Consider the following 16,170-nt stretch of genomic DNA (forward strand, 5'->3'; position numbering starts at 1 on the left):
GTGCGGTCATCGATGATTGTACCTAGGAGCGATCATAGATATGCATAAACAAACTAGCAAGCTCTTCCCTGCTGATACCGAGGAAGGTACAAGCGCATTGACTCCAGCTAAAGATATAGCGTCAACAGATTCTGCCACTCCTCCAGTTCCGCCTCCCGACAGCGGCAACACTAAACCTACCAAACACCACACCCACAAAGGCAAACCTGGTAAATCTATATGGAAGACAGCTTTCATAGCTTTGCTCGCCTTCTTCATCGGCTTGAGTTTCAGTGCATGTCGCAGTTCCGACCCTAAAGATTCTCAGGACTACAAGAATCTGCAGTCGGATTACTCGAAATCACAGGCTGATCTGCGTAAGACCCGTGAGGACTTGCTTGACGCGCAAAACCAAATCAAGAAAGTCAAGGACAAAGCCGATAAGTGGGACAAGGAGCAGGCTGACAAGAAGGCGGCCGAACAAAAAGCCGAACAAGACAAGAAGGACCAGGAGAAAGCTGCAGCAGACAAGGCTGCACAAGAGAAAGCAGCCGCAGACCAAGCATTACGAATACAAGCTCAACAGCAACAATCACAAACCCAAAAGCATGTCCAACAGCAGCAGGTGCAGCCACAACTCCGCTCGCAAAGCACCGTACACCGCGGGGCATTCTGTTCTGGAGCAGGATCCACTGGAGCGTCAGACCAAAATGGCGCCACTCTGACCTGCAGAACCGCCAAAGATGGTCGCCTGCGATGGATGAACTAGCAAGAAGGAAAAGTGTTGACCTACAACATAAGAATGCCCGACATAGCAAGTACGATTATTATATGGACACATACACCGTCAAATTCCTAAAAATAGGCTCTCATCCCTGTCTATGAGAAGAAACACCAAGCTGTCGTGTAAACCCCTAAACGATAGGATTTACCAGATGAGCGTTTAATTTCTATACTACTTTCCGATAAAGGGTGAGACGATTCTTTTGGACCTATGAGGGCCCATTGGTTTTCACACGAAACCAACACTCTGTTCCACTACTTATCCTGGCGCAGCATAAAACCTCCACAGGCTTTGTGCCTGTGGAGGTTTCATTTGGTGGGGCCTCAGGGGCTTGAACCCTGGACCGAACGATTATGAGTCGTTTGCTCTAACCGACTGAGCTAAGGCCCCGCGCCGACCGTATCGGTCAGAGTCATGGTATCAAAACGACTCGTCATCAGCCAGGTCCGGGTTGTCGGACCTACTTGGTGATCTGGTTGTAGACAGGCAGACCCATGTATCCGAAAGGAGCCTGGCGAACCTGCTTGCCGGCCACTGCCGAGACCTTCCTGTACCAGAGCGGCAGCACCGGAAGATCCTTGAAGAGCACGGCCTCGGCCTGGCGGTAATCCTGCATGGCTTCGTCCTGGTCGGTCTTGGAGGCAGCACGGGAAAGGATGGCATCATATTCCGCGCTCTTGTAGTCCCCATTGTTCAGTCCCTTGCCATCGGCCTGGCTGGAGGCATACCCCTGAACCAAGTAGCCTTCGGGGTGGGGATAGTCCGAGGTGATGCCCGAATTGAAAATACTGTTGACCTGACGGTTGTGAACCGCCGTATTGAATTCCTTGCCCGTCGGGAAGATATTCGGTTCCGTCTTGATGCCCAGAACCTGGGCGTACTCATGCAGAACCGCATCAACCCAGTCCTTGTCTGCCCCGTCGGCGCTGTAAGCGATGCGAAGCGTGCCCTCCCAGGGAGAGATGGCGTCAGCCTGCTTCCAAAGTTTACGGGCCTGGTCCGGATCATGGTTCAGTACCTCTTTGCCTTTGATGTCGGAGGCATTCCCCCTGATGGTTGGGGCCAGGAAATCAGTGGCCGGCGTAACTGAACCAGCAAAGACCTTGTCGGCTATTTCCTTGCGATCCAAGGCATATGACAGAGCCGCCCTGCGAAGAGCACCTTCCTGCCCCTGAAAATGCTGCAGGCCTTGCGGGATGGTCAGGGACCGGAAGGCCGGCCCAGGCTTGATCAAGGGCTGCAGGCCCGAATCGGTATGGAAGGTTTTCAGGCGGGAGACCGGAACCGTATCGAGCACATCCAGGTGACCGGCTTGGATATCGGCATAGGCGGCATCGAGACTCTGGTAGTCCCTGAACTCCAGGCTTCCGTTGCGAGCCTTGCGCGGTCCCTTGTATGTGGGATCCTTCTCCAGCTTGATTCCCTGGTTGGGCACCCATGATTTGAAGCGGTAGGGTCCATTCCCGATCGGCTTCTTACCGAAGGCCTTGATGTCCTTGTAGGCGGATGCCGGCAGGGGAAGGAAGGCCACATCTCCCACCTTGTAGGGGAAGGAGGAATCCGGCTTGCTCATGGTCACCTCCAAGGTCAGATCGTCAACCACCCGAAGACCAGACAGAGGAGCCTTGGGGTCGCCATGCTCATCCTGCACCTGCTCGTACCCAGCGATGGTCGAAAAAGCCGAGGCACCCAGCTGCCCATTGGCCGCATTCGCCGCGAAAGACCAGGAATCCGCATAGGTCTTGGCTGTGATCTTCTCCCCATCACTGAAGGTGAGTCCCGGTTTGAGGACAATCGTGTACCGACTTGCATCCTCATTGGGAGTAATCGATTTGGCCTGAACCAGCGTCATTCCGCCCTTGGCATCGAAGGCGACCAACCCGTCGAAGAGCTGGGTCACCACCTTCCAACCTGCGGTGTCGTTGGTGCTGGAGGGAATCAGAGGAGCCGTAGGTTCGGCATTGTTGACGCTGATGGCGGCCCGAGGGTCGACCCGGTCTTCTTGGGAAGCCTGGGAGGTGCCGCAGGCGCCCACCGCCAGGATAAGCGGGAGCAGCACCGCCGCGAGGTAGGAACGAAGCTTAGTCATGATAGGACCTTTCCTGCCCGGTACGGGCCTTGTCACGAAACATATAGTCAATCAGTCGATTGGGCGAGGATGCCGATATTCAGACCTGCCTGACATCCTGCCCGGATGCCAGACGATCCAGAGCACCGGTGCTGCCGATGGCCCGGAATAGGAACCAGCTGACCAGCCCAGCCAGGACCACTCCGCTGATCAGTTCGCAGACGGTGCCGATGATCCCCCTCGGACTGAGAAGGGAAACCCCCTGATAGTAGAAGGCCAGAAGAAACGCGTTATAGACCAAGGCTATCAGGACACCTCCCAGAACGGTCGTTCCCAGGGTCCACCGGCGGTAGCGGAATATTCCGAAGGCCAGCTCAGCGCAAAGGGCCTCGACGATGGCCTCCACCAAAATCATCGGCACGTTATAGGCGTTGCCAGGCAGAATCTCGACCAGGACGCTGATGATGCCGACGTAGACGGCCGCGCCGGGCTTGCGCAGTATCAACAGGGACAGGGTACAGGGAAAGTAGAAGACCCCGTGCAAAAGGGCCGCCGCCCCGGGAAGCAGGGCCGTCATCAGCGGGAATATCCACGAGGCGAGCAGGCTGGCCAACCAGTAAATCAACCCCGACACCGCGCCCAGGCCGGCGCCGACCGCAATGTCAAGCGGCCTCCAGCGCAACCGATGAGAAGCGGAAATCCGACCCTGCTGCTGTTTTACCGTCATTGATACTCCCTTGCGACCGCCATAGAGCGGACGGCCCATTCCTCATGCGCACAGCGATAAGAAGGGACCCGCCCAAGCAGGCAAAGGCCCGTCCGGCGCTCCTTGACCTGCGCATGCCGGGCGGGAACGTCGACTCAAGGCTACCCCGACCAAGGCGGCAGAACCAGGGTCTGGTCATAGGTCTTGTTTATAGGTGGCCATCCGCCTGCCTCAGCTTGCTTATCAGCCCGGCGCATAAGTCAGAAGTTCCCACTACCATGAATGCAGTTTGCACTGTCTTTCTAAGGTTCTGTGAGGTAGCTTCTTGGCCGAATTCATTTATCAGATGATCAAGGCGCGCAAGTCCTTCGGCGACCGCGTCATCCTGGACGATGTGACCCTGAGTTTTCTGCCCGGCGCCAAGATCGGCGTGGTGGGCCCCAACGGCATGGGCAAATCCACCCTGCTGCGGATCATGGCCGGCCTGGACACGGTCAGCAACGGCGAGGCACAGCTCACCCCCGGCTATACGGTGGGCATCCTCCAGCAGGAGCCGCCGCTGGACGAGGACAAGACCGTGGGCGAGAACATCCGCATGGCCTTCGGCGACATCATGAGCAAGGTCGACCGCTTCAACCAAATCGGCGAGCAGATGGCTGACCCCAACGCCGATTACGACGCTCTCATGACCGAGATGGGCCAGCTTCAGGAGCAGATCGATGCCGCCAATGGCTGGGACCTTGACTCCCAGCTTGACCAGGCCATGGATGCGCTGCAGTGCCCCGACCCGGACACCCCGGTCTCGGTCATCTCGGGAGGCGAGCGCCGCCGGGTGGCCCTATGCCGTCTACTGCTGGAGGCACCCGACCTGCTGCTCCTGGACGAGCCCACCAACCACCTGGACGCCGAGTCCATCCTCTGGCTGGAGCAGTACCTGCATACCTACAAGGGTGCGGTCCTGGCCGTGACCCACGACCGGTACTTCCTGGACAACGTGGCCGAATGGATCTGCGAGGTGGACCGTGGCCACCTCTACCCCTACCAGGGCAACTACTCCACATACCTGGAGACCAAGGCCAAGCGTCTGGAGGTCCAGGGCCAGAAGGATGCCAAGCTGGCCAAGCGTCTCAACAACGAACTGGAATGGGTCCGCTCCTCCCCCAAGGCCCGGCAGGCCAAGAACAAGGCCCGCCTGGAGCGCTACGAACAGATGGAGAACGAGGCTCGGAACAACAAGAAGCTGGACTTCTCGGAGATCCAGATTCCGCCGGGACCCCGCCTGGGCTCCAAGGTGCTGGAGGCCGAGCACATCCACAAGGCCTTCGGTGACCGCGTCCTGATCGACGATCTGAGCTTCACCCTGCCTCGAAACGGCATTGTGGGCGTCATCGGCCCCAACGGCGTGGGCAAGTCCACGCTCTTCAAAACCATCGTGGGCCTGGAGCCCCTGACCTCGGGCACCCTGGAGGTCGGCGACACGGTCAAGATCTCCTACGTGGATCAGAACCGCGAAGGCATCGATCCCAACAAGAACCTCTGGGAAGTGGTCTCCGGAGGACTGGACTTCATCGAGGTCGGCGGCGTCGAGGTGCCTACCCGCGCCTACGTAGCCTCCTTCGGCTTCAAGGGTTCGGATCAGCAGAAGCCGGCCGGCGTGCTTTCCGGCGGAGAGCGCAACAGGCTGAACCTGGCACTCACCCTCAAGCAGGGCGGCAACTTGCTCCTGCTGGATGAGCCCACCAACGATCTGGATGTGGAGACCCTGGAAAGTCTGGAGAACGCCCTGCTGGCCTTCCCTGGCTGCGCTGTGGTCATCTCCCACGACCGCTGGTTCCTGGACCGTATCGCCACCCATATCCTGGCCTGGGAGGGCACGGACGAGAATCCGGCTTCCTGGTATTGGTTTGAGGGCAACTTCCAGGCCTACCAGGAGAACAAGGTCAAGCGTCTGGGCGAGGAGGCCTCCAGGCCCCACCGCATCCACCGCAAGCTGACCCGCTGAACGAAATACACCACGAGGGATTGAGGGCCGAGGAAAAGCATGAGCACCGAGGACGAAGCACTGGCCCAGGCCATCGCTGGGTTGAACCTGCAGGAGCAGCAGCCCGCCGATGGCCGTTCCCGTTTTCTGGGCAAATCACTGGACTTCCCTACCGGCCGCCTCTACGGAGGTCAGCTGCTGGGCCAGGCCATTATGGCCGGCGGGCGGACCGTGCCCGAAGGTCGGCTGCCCCACTCGATGCACGCCTATTACCTACGCACTGGACTCCTGAACCAGGACGTTCAAGCGGAAGTCGAGACCATTCGCGACGGACGTTCCTTCTCCTCTCGACGAGTTGATCTGCACCAGGGTGAACGGACTATCCTGAACGCCCTGCTCTCCTACCAGCAGGTCGGCCAGGAAGGCATCCGCTATGCCGACCCTATGCCGACAGGGCTGCCTGATCCGGAGGATCTGCCTGGCTCCCGGCAGCTGATGGAACCCTATGCCGATCAGTCCGCTTTCGCTGACTACTACGCCCATCAGAGCCCTTTCGACATGCGCCATGTTGGCGGAACGGTACTGCTGGACGATGCTGATGATGCAGAAAATAAAGATTCCAAGGATGGCAACAGGAGTCGCCAGGCCGTATGGAGCCGCACCCAGGGAAAGGCCGACCTGGACCCGCTGATGCGCCGGGCCCTGCTGGCCATGGAATGCGATCAGATCATGATGGAGCCCGCCCTTCGCCGTGCCGGGCTGAGCATGACCACCCCGGGGATCTCCTTCGCATCCATCGACCATGCCATGTGGTGGTATCAGGATCTGGACCCCTGCGAGTGGCACTGCTTTATTCAGGAGTCCCCCGTGGCCGATCACGGACGCAGCCTGTGCATGGCCAAGGTCTACAACCGCCGGGGTGACCTAGCTGCCTACATGGTTCAAGAGGCCATGATCAGGGTGCCCAATGACTGAGCGTCCACCGGATCGCCGCATATTTTTCTAGGCAACAGGTCGACCATCTTCGGGAATGCCCTAAGCTACAGCTTCGAACGCTGTTCAGCCATGCCTTTTGCTTGAATCGGCCTTTATCCCTGCCCTATCAGCGGTATCGGCCGCATCGGCCATGGGTCTTCGTGAGGACTTCTTGCGCCGGTCGGGGTTCTCAGGTCCATCATCCGGTGGCAGTTGACAGAGCCACTCCCCCACTGCTCCGGCCACCACATCGAGCAGACAGACCAGGGAGGCGACCAGGCACTCCTGCATGACCCGTGTGTAATAGGGCGCGCCTGCATGGCCCATGCTGATCAGGGCCTGACTGCCGTACCAGCCCAACAGGGCTGCACAGGCAATGCCCAAGGCCTTGCTCATGATCAGCACATTGACCGCGAAGCGCAGATCCATCTCCTTGCGGTCCCCCTTGGCGTAGCGATGCACCTGGAAGGCCATGATCAGGATGGCCACCCCAAGCAGGAAGAGCAATACGCTGACCAGCCAGGGAACCCCCATCAGGTCCGTCCTGGTGGACATGCCAAGTTTCGAGATGCCGGCGCCACCCACCAGCCCAAGGACCAGGGCGACCAGATAGTGCGCGAGCGGTGTGCGGCGGGCCCTCATGACAGACCGTCCAGAATCCAGTCCTCCGAGACCAGGCTGATGCGATCACGGTCAGGAGCACGGTTGGCCAGGCTTGCCAGGCAGAATCCGTCAGCACCAGGCAGACAGTGTTCAGGCTCCAAATAGGCCCAGGGAATCAGAATGCGCGATGGAGCATCAGCGGTCAGCAGAGGAGGACGGTCCTGAGATGACGGAACCGAGCCGTCCGAGGTCTCCACCTCCACCACATCGGCATCCAGCCCGCCCATCTGTCTGATAGGGGCGGCCACCATGTTCAGAGCAGACCGCAGCTCCCGCAGATTCAGCGGCGTCTGTAGGATAACCACAGCCGATAGACGCTGATCCCCCTGATCATCCCGGTAGGTATACAGAGGCGAGATGCCGACCAACTGGCTGCCGGGGATCCCGTCCAGGGCTGCAAGAGCACGGAGCATGGTCAATCGGTCAGTTCCCGATGCTCCTTCCAGAGCAATCACATCACGCATCAGAAGGCCCTGTGGTTGAGCTCCCCCAACAGTCTGCTGACTGTTCGCTTCGTTATCGTTCTCCGGAACTGAGGACAGTTCGTTCTGCGTAGAGGAAGTCACGGGGTGACGCAGTCTCGCCTGCGTTGCATGACCAGAATCGGCCTGTCCGGACAGCAGGAGGGAAGGATGCCCTAGAGCCGCATTCTCGCCGCCGCTTACACGTCCAGACTCCATACTGCCTGGGTTGCCTTCCATCTGATCGTCGGCCGCACGTTCGAGGGTGACGCCTACCTGAAAATCGACTCCTGTTCCCTGGTCAGCGCCCAGACGGGTGACTGTAACCCTTGTGCGGCGAATCTGATGGGAGAGCAGAATGGCATCTGCCACCTTGGCGGTCAAAGACTCCAGAATCTCATAGGCCGGCTCGTTCTGGATCAAGTTGACGATACGACGAACAATCTGCACATAGTCCACGGTCTGAGTGCCGTCGTTGAGTCTGCCTGCCTCACTCAAATCCAGGTAGAGGACGGCATCGACCTGATAGCCGAATCCAGACTTCTGCCGGCCATGCAGGGGTGCGACCTTGATGGAGCTCAGACGGATGGAATCCATGATGTACGCTCCTCCCTTGCCTTGGAACATTCACTGCCGCATGGCCCGGAACCATAAGCAAGGCACCGAGCCGATCCAGAATTCAGTGCTGGTCCGTTGCGGACGGCCCGTTTACGCTGCGCCTGAGCTCCTCAGGAATTTCCACAGGTGGCTGCTCGGAGTCCGGCCGATCCGGCGCAGACAGCCAAAGCTGACGCTCGGGAGCCTTGCGCAAGCCGGCAAAGACCGCAGCCAGCTCGTCCTTGTTCAAAGTCTCTTTGACCAGGAGCTGCCGAACAAGCTCGTCCAACACGTCACGGTTCGCGGTGATGATCTGCCAGGCCTCTTGATGTGCCGTCTCGATAAGATTGTGGATTTCCTCATCGATGGCCTCGGCGGTCTTCTCCGAATAGTTGTGGGGCTTCAAAGCATCAAGCCCGGAATCCTGGTCGTTCTCGTCAGCCCACTTGATGGCACCCAGCTTGGATGAGAAGCCATACTGCAGGACCATCTGCCGAGCGATGCTGGTGGCCTTCTCGATATCGTTGGAGGCACCGGTGGTCGGGTCGTGGAAGACTACTTCTTCTGCAACGCGGCCACCCATGGCGTAGGCCATCTGGTCCAGCAGCTCGTTGCGGGACTGCGAGTAGCGGTCAGTGGTGGGCATGACCGCGGTATAACCCAGGGCCCGTCCACGCGGCAGAATGGTCACCTTGGTGACCGGGTCGGTATGGTGTAGGGCCGCAGCAACCATGGCGTGGCCGCCCTCGTGGTAGGCGGTGTTGCGCATCTCAGCCAGGGCCATGCCCTTGGTCCGCCGCCGAGGCCCGCTCAACACACGGTCGATGGCTTCGTCAATGGCCCGGTTGTCGATCAGCTGGGCATCGGAACGAGCGGTCAACAGTGCCGCCTCATTGAGCACGTTGGCCAGGTCGGCGCCAGTGAAGCCGGGTGTACGCACGGCCACAGTGTGCAGATCCACATCAGGCACGAAAGGCTTGCCCTTGGCGTGGACCTTGAGGATGGCCTCGCGGCCTTCCAGGTCCGGGGCCTCCACGGCCACCTGACGATCGAACCGGCCGGGCCTGAGCAGGGCCGGGTCCAGGATGTCGGGACGGTTGGTGGCTGCAATGATGATCAGGTTGGTGTCATTGTCGAAGCCGTCCATTTCGACCAGCAGCTGATTCAGGGTCTGCTCGCGCTCATCGTGACCGCCGCTCATACCGGAGCCGCGCTTGCCGCCCACTGCATCGATCTCGTCGATGAAGATGATGGCCGGCGCATTCTTCTTGGCCTCGTCAAACAGGTCACGCACTCGGGAGGCGCCCAGACCGACGAACATCTCGACGAAGTCTGAGCCCGCCATTGAGTAGAAGGGCACGCTGGCCTCGCCGGCAATGGCCCTGGCCAACAGGGTCTTACCGGTTCCAGGAGGGCCATAGAGCAGGACGCCTCGGGGAATGCGGGCGCCCAGGGCCTTGTACTTGGAGGGATCCTTGAGGAACTCCTTGATCTCCTCCACCTCCTGGACAGCGGCCTCCTCTCCGGCCACGTCCGAGAACTTGGTCTTGGGGGTCTGCCCGTCGTTGAGCCGGGCGGAGTTCTTCTTGCCGCCCATTCCGAACATGCCGCCGCCGGCCGCCGAAGACATACGCGAGAGCAGGAACCAGAAGACTCCCAGAATGATCAGCATGGGCAGGATGGAGGAGATCAGGTAGCTCATCATGCTGGTCTGCGGCACCACCGAGTTGTACCCCTCGGAGGGCTTGGCCTTCTCGACGGCCTTGACAACCTGCTCTCCCTGGGCCTCAACGTAGTAGAACTGAACGTCCTTGCCGAAGTTCTTGGAGGTGCGGTTGCCGCGGAAGCCGGGTACATCCTTGACGAAGTCGCTGTTGAGCTTGAGTTCGACGACCTGCATCTTCTCGGTGATCTCGGCCTTCTTGATTATGCTGCTGCGGTCGTTCAGCAGCTCCAGGCCATCCTGGGTATTGATGGTCTGGGCACCGTTCTGGCTGCTGAAGAAGCCGAAAATAGCCAGGATGATGACCACGGCCAGAATCCCCCAGAGCCAGGGGGAACGCCAGAAGGAGCGGTTGCCCCCGTTGGGGCCGGAACCATTGTTGCCCAGGTTGAAGTTGAAGGGGTTGTTGCCCTTGTCCCCGTTGTCCCTGCCTCCATTGGGCGGACCCTGCTGCGGTCCCTGTGAGTAGCTCATGACTGCTCCCCCTGATCCTGTTCCTGGGTCGGGTCCATGTATTCCTCGGACCTGAGTACGGCTATCGAATCAAGATTACGGTACTGCTCGTCGTAATCCAGTCCGAAGCCCACAACGAATTCGTCGGGTATGGCGAACCCTGGATACTTGACATCCACCTCGACCTCGTGTCGCGAGGTCTTGTCCAGCAGGGTGAAGATCTCCACCGATGCAGCTCCTCGCTCTTTGAGATGCTCAACCAACCAGTGCAAGGTGTAGCCGGAATCGATAATATCCTCAACGATCAGAATATGCCGTCCGCGCACATCGCAGTCCAGATCCATCCTGATGTCCAGGTCCCCCTTGGAAACGCTGGTCTTGCCTGCCGGATAGCTGGAAATGCTCATGAACTCGATCTGAACCGGTATGGTGACGGCCTGTGAGAGGGCGGCAAGCGTGTTGAAAGCCCCTTTGAGCACGGCCAGCATGATCGGGTTCTTACCCTGGTAATCCCGGCTGACCTGCTCGGCCGTCCGGTTGATCAGCTCTTCTATCCGTTCCTTGGACACCAGTTCATGGTCGATATGGGATTGAATATCAGCGATGCGCATGGTCTCCATCATTGCATATGAGAATGACTTGACCCTTACGGATTGCTGTATGGGAGCTGGGAAAACGGGGGCCCTGCTGGCCGTGCCATCGGCATACCAAATCATCCAGGGCCCGGACCTGCACGGCCGTGAACCGTATGTCCAGCCCGGTCAACACCTGAGCCAGCAGGCGGGTGCGCAGGGCCGGATGACAGTCGGCCAATCCGCGTGCATCCAAGCAGGCCAACACCCCCTCGGCTCTCTGGTCCGAGTCAGGGCGGGCGACCAGTCGCTGGAACAACCGATCCACCTGGGTGTCCAGATAATCCTGATCGAGACGGGCCATATCCGCACCCAGGGCCAGGCGGCGGACCATGTCCCGGCCGGCGAAGCGATTCAAGGCGGGCAGCAGGTCATGACGAATACGCGAGCGCAGCGGCAGTGACTCTGGAAGCGTCGAGCCGGCCGGCTGATCGTCGCCGTTGGTGGGGTCGTCCCACCAGTGGATCCCCTGCTGACGGCAAATGGCCGTGGTGTCTTTCCGATCCATGTCCAGGAATGGGCGCAGGTAGCGCATTCCTCCACGTTCCACACGCCGGGCCATGCCGGTGATGGCCTCCAACCCCTGGGAGCGAATCAGGCCGATCAGCACCGTCTCGGCCTGATCGTCTCGGGTGTGCGCCAGGAGGACGACCCTGGCGCCAAGCTTGAGGGCCTGCTCGGAGAGGGCCTGATAACGGGCTGCACGGGCATCGGCCTCGGGACCAGCCGAAGTGACGGGCACATCCACTCTGGTGACGTGGACCGGATTTAATCCCAGTTCCCGGCAGGTTCCAGCCGCGCGCTCGGCGATCCGATCCGAATCTGGCACCAGACCATGATCGATTAGCAGGGCCCCGCACCGCAACCCGGTCATATCGGCCACCAGGTGGGCCACGCAGGCCAGGGCCAGGGAATCCCGGCCTCCCGAGCATGCCACCAGAATCAGTGGGGCATCCGGATCGGGCCGGTGCATCCCGTGATGGGCGAACCGCTTATCCTGCAGGCCCAGGCCCTCCCGGTCCAGGGCTGAACGCAGGAGCCCCACTGCCCTTTTCATCTCCGCTGAATAGACCATGGTCCAGGCCGCTTTCCGCTTAGAGTCGATCCAGGGATCCGACCAGGGTGTCCACAGCATGCCGGGCAGCAGCCACATCCTCAGGATCGTTGACGACCACGGCAAAGACCAGAACACCGCCTGAGCGCCGAATCACATTGCCAGCCAACGAAGTCACATGGTCCAGGGTGCCGGTCTTGACCCTGATCAGCCCGTCAGCCTGATTGTCCATTTTGCGTCTGGCTGCTGTGCCGGTCAGCCCCACCACGGACAGACCCTTGACCAGGGGGGTCAACCCCTTCTCGGACAGGGCCAGCTGCTGGACGTCCGCCAAGGTACCCACCTTGAGACTGGAGCCAGGGGTCAGCCCCGAGCAGTCGGCCATGTTGAGGCCCGTGGTGTCTACGCCCAGCTTGTTCAGCGTGCTGGTCACGGCTTTCACGGCCCCGGCCGGGCTGTTGGGCATGTCCAGGGCCAAGGCGGTCAGACGGCCGAAAAGCTCGGCCAGACTGTTGTCGGAGTTGCGCAACATCAGCGACATGATCTCGCTGAGCCGTGCCGAACTGATATGGGCCAGCACCTTACCCTGTGCATGGTCGGTCCGATCGGGCGCCTGGGCATTGTCTACCTGAATACCTGACTCCATCAGACGGCTGGCAAAGACTGCTGCAGCAGCCCCTGCGGGGTTTTGGACCCTGGGCAGGTAGACCCCACCCGCGTCCGGATAGGTGACGGGCTCAGTCCGTCCCTGCCTGGCCTCATCCACGGCCATAGCGACAGGTTCCTGGAAATAGATTCCATCAGCATTGTTTGCTTCAATTCCCTTCGGCGACCGATCGTCGCCGAAGAGCGTGTCCTGGTAGGCCAAGGTCACTCGGCTGATCCCCTGCTGGTGCAGAGCTTGGGCCGTCTTCTCGGCCAGAGTCCCCAGACCGGCCCGGCCATTGACGTGCAGAGGATCGTCCTTGCCGACCCCTAGAAGCATATCGCCGTGACCGCGCAGGATCAGCGTCGCCTGCGAGGAGGAAGAGGAATTCAGAACCGCCTCAGTATCCAGTTGTGAGGACATATCCAGAACGGATGCTGCGGCTGCTGCTGTCAAGGTCTTCATGGTGGAGGCCGGCTGGCGCGCCTGGTCGGCATTCTTCTGAGCAAGCACGCGCCCATCAGCCTGCCGGACGACCAGCGAGTATGCATTGCCCAGGCCCGGCGTGCCAGCGAAAGTGTTGACCAACTGCTGAACCTGACCGGCATCCACTGCGGACCCAGGCTTGTCTGCGACCAGGGTCGGCGGCTCGCCCATCAAGACAGCAGGGGGGACCGAAGAATGACTGGTCTTTGCCAAGGTCAGAGGTCCGGGCACCAGATCGGCCAAGTCCATGCACGCATAGCCGACAACAAGCACGACAGCCACAAGCATGGCCAAGGCCACCCGCCAGCGTCGCTTGATCCGACGACGGCGTGTCATGCGCAGCTGATGTCTGTCACCCAATTGCTCACTCCCGGACTTGCCTTCGCCAACCGAGTTCGGCTCGGTCAGCATCATCCAACTAGCCTAGTACTGGTCCTGTCACTGTCTCAGGACTGCAGAGAGGCATATCGATCCAGAGTCAGCAGAATGGCCGACTGACGACGATCGAAGATTCGAGACCCTATAGCGACACCAACGGCAAGCACAATCAGACCGTTCGCCAGTGCGACGGGCATGGGCAGCCAGAGCGGAAGAATCCCGACTGTGGTCATGGCCAGTAATGCCACCAGGAAGGTGGGCAGCAAAATCACCAGGCTAGCCAGCAACTGCAGCAAAGGCAGGAAGCCTTGGGCAACGGCTCGTCCCTGCGGTGAGGCGAAAGGTTGGTCCATGGAGGGTACCGGATAGATCAGCAGAGCCGAGAAGACCTGGGCAACTCCCAGCCCAGACAGGAGCAATCCTACGGTCACAGCCAGCATATCCAGGGAGATGACCAGATCTCGTCCCCCCTTCATCGCCCCGGAAAGCGCCAAAGTCACCAGTCCAAGCAGGAGTATGCAGGGCATGGCCACGCTCAGATGGCTCTGGACACGCGAGAGCCGGTCCTCACGACCCTTCACTCCCGCCGCTATCTCCATGCGCAGGGCAAGCCCATCGTAGGCCAATGCATTGCCCTCGGGAACCTCCAGCACCCAGGCACCCACAACCGGCCCCAACCACAGCATCATGGGCATCTGGCGGAAGATCACCGCGTATAGAACCACCACAACAAGTAGAAGCGGATAGCTAACAAGCCTGCGGGGGTCCTGACGAAGATAGATCAGCAATCGCGCAGTCATGGCATCCACAGCGTCCCGGGACCGGCCCAGCATCCCCAGCCCCTTGGGGGCAACCGACCGTTCAGCACTCGCCCCAGCATGCAAACGGTCATGACGCAGGCACAGCATGCCGATCATGAAGCAGAGAGCCAGGGCGGCCAGCTCCATACACAGTCGTACGACCAGAGCCCACCATGATCCGGAAATGAAATCCTCCGGCAGGCGGACAGCAGCGCCCAGTGGCGTCCAGGCCAGTGTGTCGGCCAAGGACTTGAGGGAGTCAGTGTCGACTGCAATGCCATCCATAATCCCGCTGTCCAGCAGAGAGGGCAACATGCACAAAAGCATGATCACCATGGTGACCAGCAGGTAGAGCCCGGATCGAGTGCGCTTGGAGACCACCAGGGTACCGACCAGGTCCAAAACAGCCCGGGACAAGGCCAGCATGACCAGGACAGCCAGCAGGGCTGCAATCAAAGCCACGATCGCAGCTCCGACACCCATGCGGGCATAGATGGCCGTCAGGGCCAGGAAGCAGACAAGACCCGTCAATCCCGCAGGCCCGGTCAGCCCAGCCAGGTAGAGCCCCACCTGCAGCTGGCTGTCAGGAATCCCGTACAGGACGAATCGCGAAGGGCTCAGGTTCGACCCCTGGCCCAGAAAGGCCAGTTGAATCAGGATCACTCCCAGAGTCAACCCGACCAGGAGCAGGACCAATATGGCTCCCATACGCTGCCGGTCGCCCGGACCGGCAGTGGGCAGCCAGCTCCCCAGTGTCAGCGCACCCTGCCATGAGGCTAGGCAGATGCCTATGGCCATGAGCAGGCTGATGATGGCGCCGACCATCTGCCAGGAGGAACGCTTGGCGGTTCCCCAGGTAATGGACCAACGCATGGCGATGATGGTGGATGCCGCGCTCATTGCGTCTCCTGGTCTTCCTCGGACCCGGAGCCGTTCAGCCAGGCGATTCGCTTAGCCTGGTGACGGCCGCCGACAAGCTCCAGGAAGCGATCCTCCAGGTCCTCGCCGGAAGCGACCTGGGCCACCGTACCATCAGCCCGAACCAGACCATGGTCGATGATGGCCACATGGGTGCACATCCGCTCCACCAAGGCCATAACATGCGAGGAGATGACCACTGTTCCTCCGGTATCGACATACTCGGCCAGGATGTCCTTGAGATTGGCGCTGGAGACTGGGTCAACCGATTCGAAGGGCTCATCCAGCACCAGGAGCCTAGGGGAATGAATCATGGCTGTGGCCAGGCAGATCTTCTTGGTCATGCCCGATGAATAATCACAGACCCGCTTGCCACCGGCATCAGTCAGGTCGAAGGCCTCCAGCAGGTCCCTGGCCCGGCCCAGGGCCTCACTGCGCGACATCCGTCGAAGCATGCCCGAGTAAACCAGCAGTTGCAGACCTGTCAGCCTATCGAAGATCTGATCGCCCTGGGGCATGACGCCGATGATCCGCTTGGCTGTATCCACGTCCGACCACACGTCCCTGCCCAGGATCATGACATTGCCGGAGTCGGGCACCAGGAGACCGGTCATCATGTTCAGCGTGGTGGTCTTCCCCGCGCCATTGGGGCCGACTATCCCATAGAAGGATCCCCTGGGAATATCCAGAGAGAGGGCGTTGACAGCGGGCCGACCCTGATAACACTTGACCAGGGCACGGATAGAAACCGCTGCATGCGGATCTGGCGGAGGGACCGCTGCCGTCTGGGCGGTCATGCTGGTTGCTTGCGCTTCATCGGACATGGCCTTAAGTCTACCGTATGCCCCTCTCGCTGCCGATTGAGG

Annotated in this window: 13 protein-coding genes and 1 tRNA gene; 3 read left to right on the forward strand and 11 right to left on the reverse strand. The window is 60.3% G+C overall.

The features are described from left to right. Positions 1 to 40: 40 nt before the first annotated feature. Positions 41 to 748: a hypothetical protein gene (locus P272_RS08910; RefSeq protein WP_155805032.1), complete on the forward strand. Its 708-nt coding sequence runs from the start codon at positions 41 to 43 to the stop codon at positions 746 to 748. Positions 749 to 1,076: 328 nt separating this feature from the next. On the opposite strand, the gene P272_RS0106410 is transcribed toward P272_RS08910, so the two are convergent. From P272_RS0106410 to P272_RS0106420, 3 genes are all read right to left on the reverse strand, one after another. After that, positions 1,077 to 1,153 (reverse strand) — tRNA-Ile (locus tag P272_RS0106410). Positions 1,154 to 1,223: 70 nt separating this feature from the next. Further along, a complete protein-coding gene (locus P272_RS0106415) occupies positions 1,224 to 2,852 on the reverse strand; it encodes a peptide ABC transporter substrate-binding protein (protein ID WP_044097854.1) in 1,629 nt (542 codons plus the stop codon). Between the two features lie 79 nt (positions 2,853 to 2,931). Beyond that, entirely contained in the window at positions 2,932 to 3,558 is a 627-nt protein-coding gene (locus P272_RS0106420) for an ECF transporter S component (protein ID WP_029678716.1), read from the reverse strand. A gap of 304 nt (positions 3,559 to 3,862) precedes the next feature. On the opposite strand from P272_RS0106420, the gene ettA reads away from it, so the two are divergent. Together ettA and P272_RS0106430 are read left to right on the forward strand one after the other, a co-directional pair. Continuing rightward, a complete protein-coding gene (ettA, locus tag P272_RS0106425) occupies positions 3,863 to 5,539 on the forward strand; it encodes an energy-dependent translational throttle protein EttA (protein ID WP_024626701.1) in 1,677 nt (558 codons plus the stop codon). A gap of 39 nt (positions 5,540 to 5,578) precedes the next feature. After that, the gene (locus tag P272_RS0106430) at positions 5,579 to 6,493 is read left to right on the forward strand and encodes an acyl-CoA thioesterase (RefSeq protein WP_029678718.1); all 915 of its coding nucleotides are present in this window, start codon (positions 5,579 to 5,581) and stop codon (positions 6,491 to 6,493) included. A gap of 84 nt (positions 6,494 to 6,577) precedes the next feature. Here the strand turns inward: P272_RS0106430 and P272_RS0106435 are convergent, their stop codons facing one another. The 8 genes from P272_RS0106435 to P272_RS0106470 form a co-directional block, all read right to left on the reverse strand. After that, positions 6,578 to 7,135 (reverse strand): DUF3180 domain-containing protein, encoded by a 558-nt coding sequence (locus P272_RS0106435; RefSeq protein WP_029678720.1) that lies wholly within the window; start codon positions 7,133 to 7,135, stop codon positions 6,578 to 6,580. Further along, positions 7,132 to 8,214 (reverse strand): dihydroneopterin aldolase, encoded by a 1,083-nt coding sequence (locus P272_RS0106440; protein WP_029678721.1) that lies wholly within the window; start codon positions 8,212 to 8,214, stop codon positions 7,132 to 7,134. Before P272_RS0106440 ends, P272_RS0106435 begins: the two co-directional genes overlap by 4 nt. Before the next feature lie 82 nt (positions 8,215 to 8,296). Next, on the reverse strand, positions 8,297 to 10,411 hold the full coding sequence (gene ftsH, locus P272_RS0106445; protein ID WP_029678722.1) for an ATP-dependent zinc metalloprotease FtsH: 2,115 nt from the start codon (positions 10,409 to 10,411) through the stop codon (positions 8,297 to 8,299). Beyond that, entirely contained in the window at positions 10,408 to 11,001 is a 594-nt protein-coding gene (hpt, locus tag P272_RS0106450; protein ID WP_029678724.1) for a hypoxanthine phosphoribosyltransferase, read from the reverse strand. Before hpt ends, ftsH begins: the two co-directional genes overlap by 4 nt. Then, positions 10,988 to 12,097: a tRNA lysidine(34) synthetase TilS gene (gene tilS, locus P272_RS0106455; protein WP_029678725.1), complete on the reverse strand. Its 1,110-nt coding sequence runs from the start codon at positions 12,095 to 12,097 to the stop codon at positions 10,988 to 10,990. Before tilS ends, hpt begins: the two co-directional genes overlap by 14 nt. A gap of 19 nt (positions 12,098 to 12,116) precedes the next feature. Then, positions 12,117 to 13,622, reverse strand: a complete 1,506-nt coding sequence (gene dacB / locus P272_RS0106460) for a D-alanyl-D-alanine carboxypeptidase/D-alanyl-D-alanine endopeptidase (RefSeq protein ID WP_052323223.1) — start codon at positions 13,620 to 13,622, stop codon at positions 12,117 to 12,119. A gap of 32 nt (positions 13,623 to 13,654) precedes the next feature. Next, positions 13,655 to 15,286, reverse strand: a complete 1,632-nt coding sequence (locus P272_RS0106465) for a hypothetical protein (RefSeq protein ID WP_029678727.1) — start codon at positions 15,284 to 15,286, stop codon at positions 13,655 to 13,657. Then, complete coding sequence (locus P272_RS0106470) at positions 15,283 to 16,128, reverse strand: ABC transporter ATP-binding protein (protein WP_044097855.1); 846 nt, start codon at positions 16,126 to 16,128, stop codon at positions 15,283 to 15,285. The genes P272_RS0106465 and P272_RS0106470 overlap by 4 nt, the downstream gene beginning before the upstream one ends. Positions 16,129 to 16,170 lie beyond the last annotated feature (42 nt).

The organism is Bifidobacterium sp. 7101 (assembly GCF_000499285.1).
GTDB classification, from domain to species: Bacteria; Actinomycetota; Actinomycetes; order Actinomycetales; family Bifidobacteriaceae; genus Bombiscardovia; species Bombiscardovia apis_A.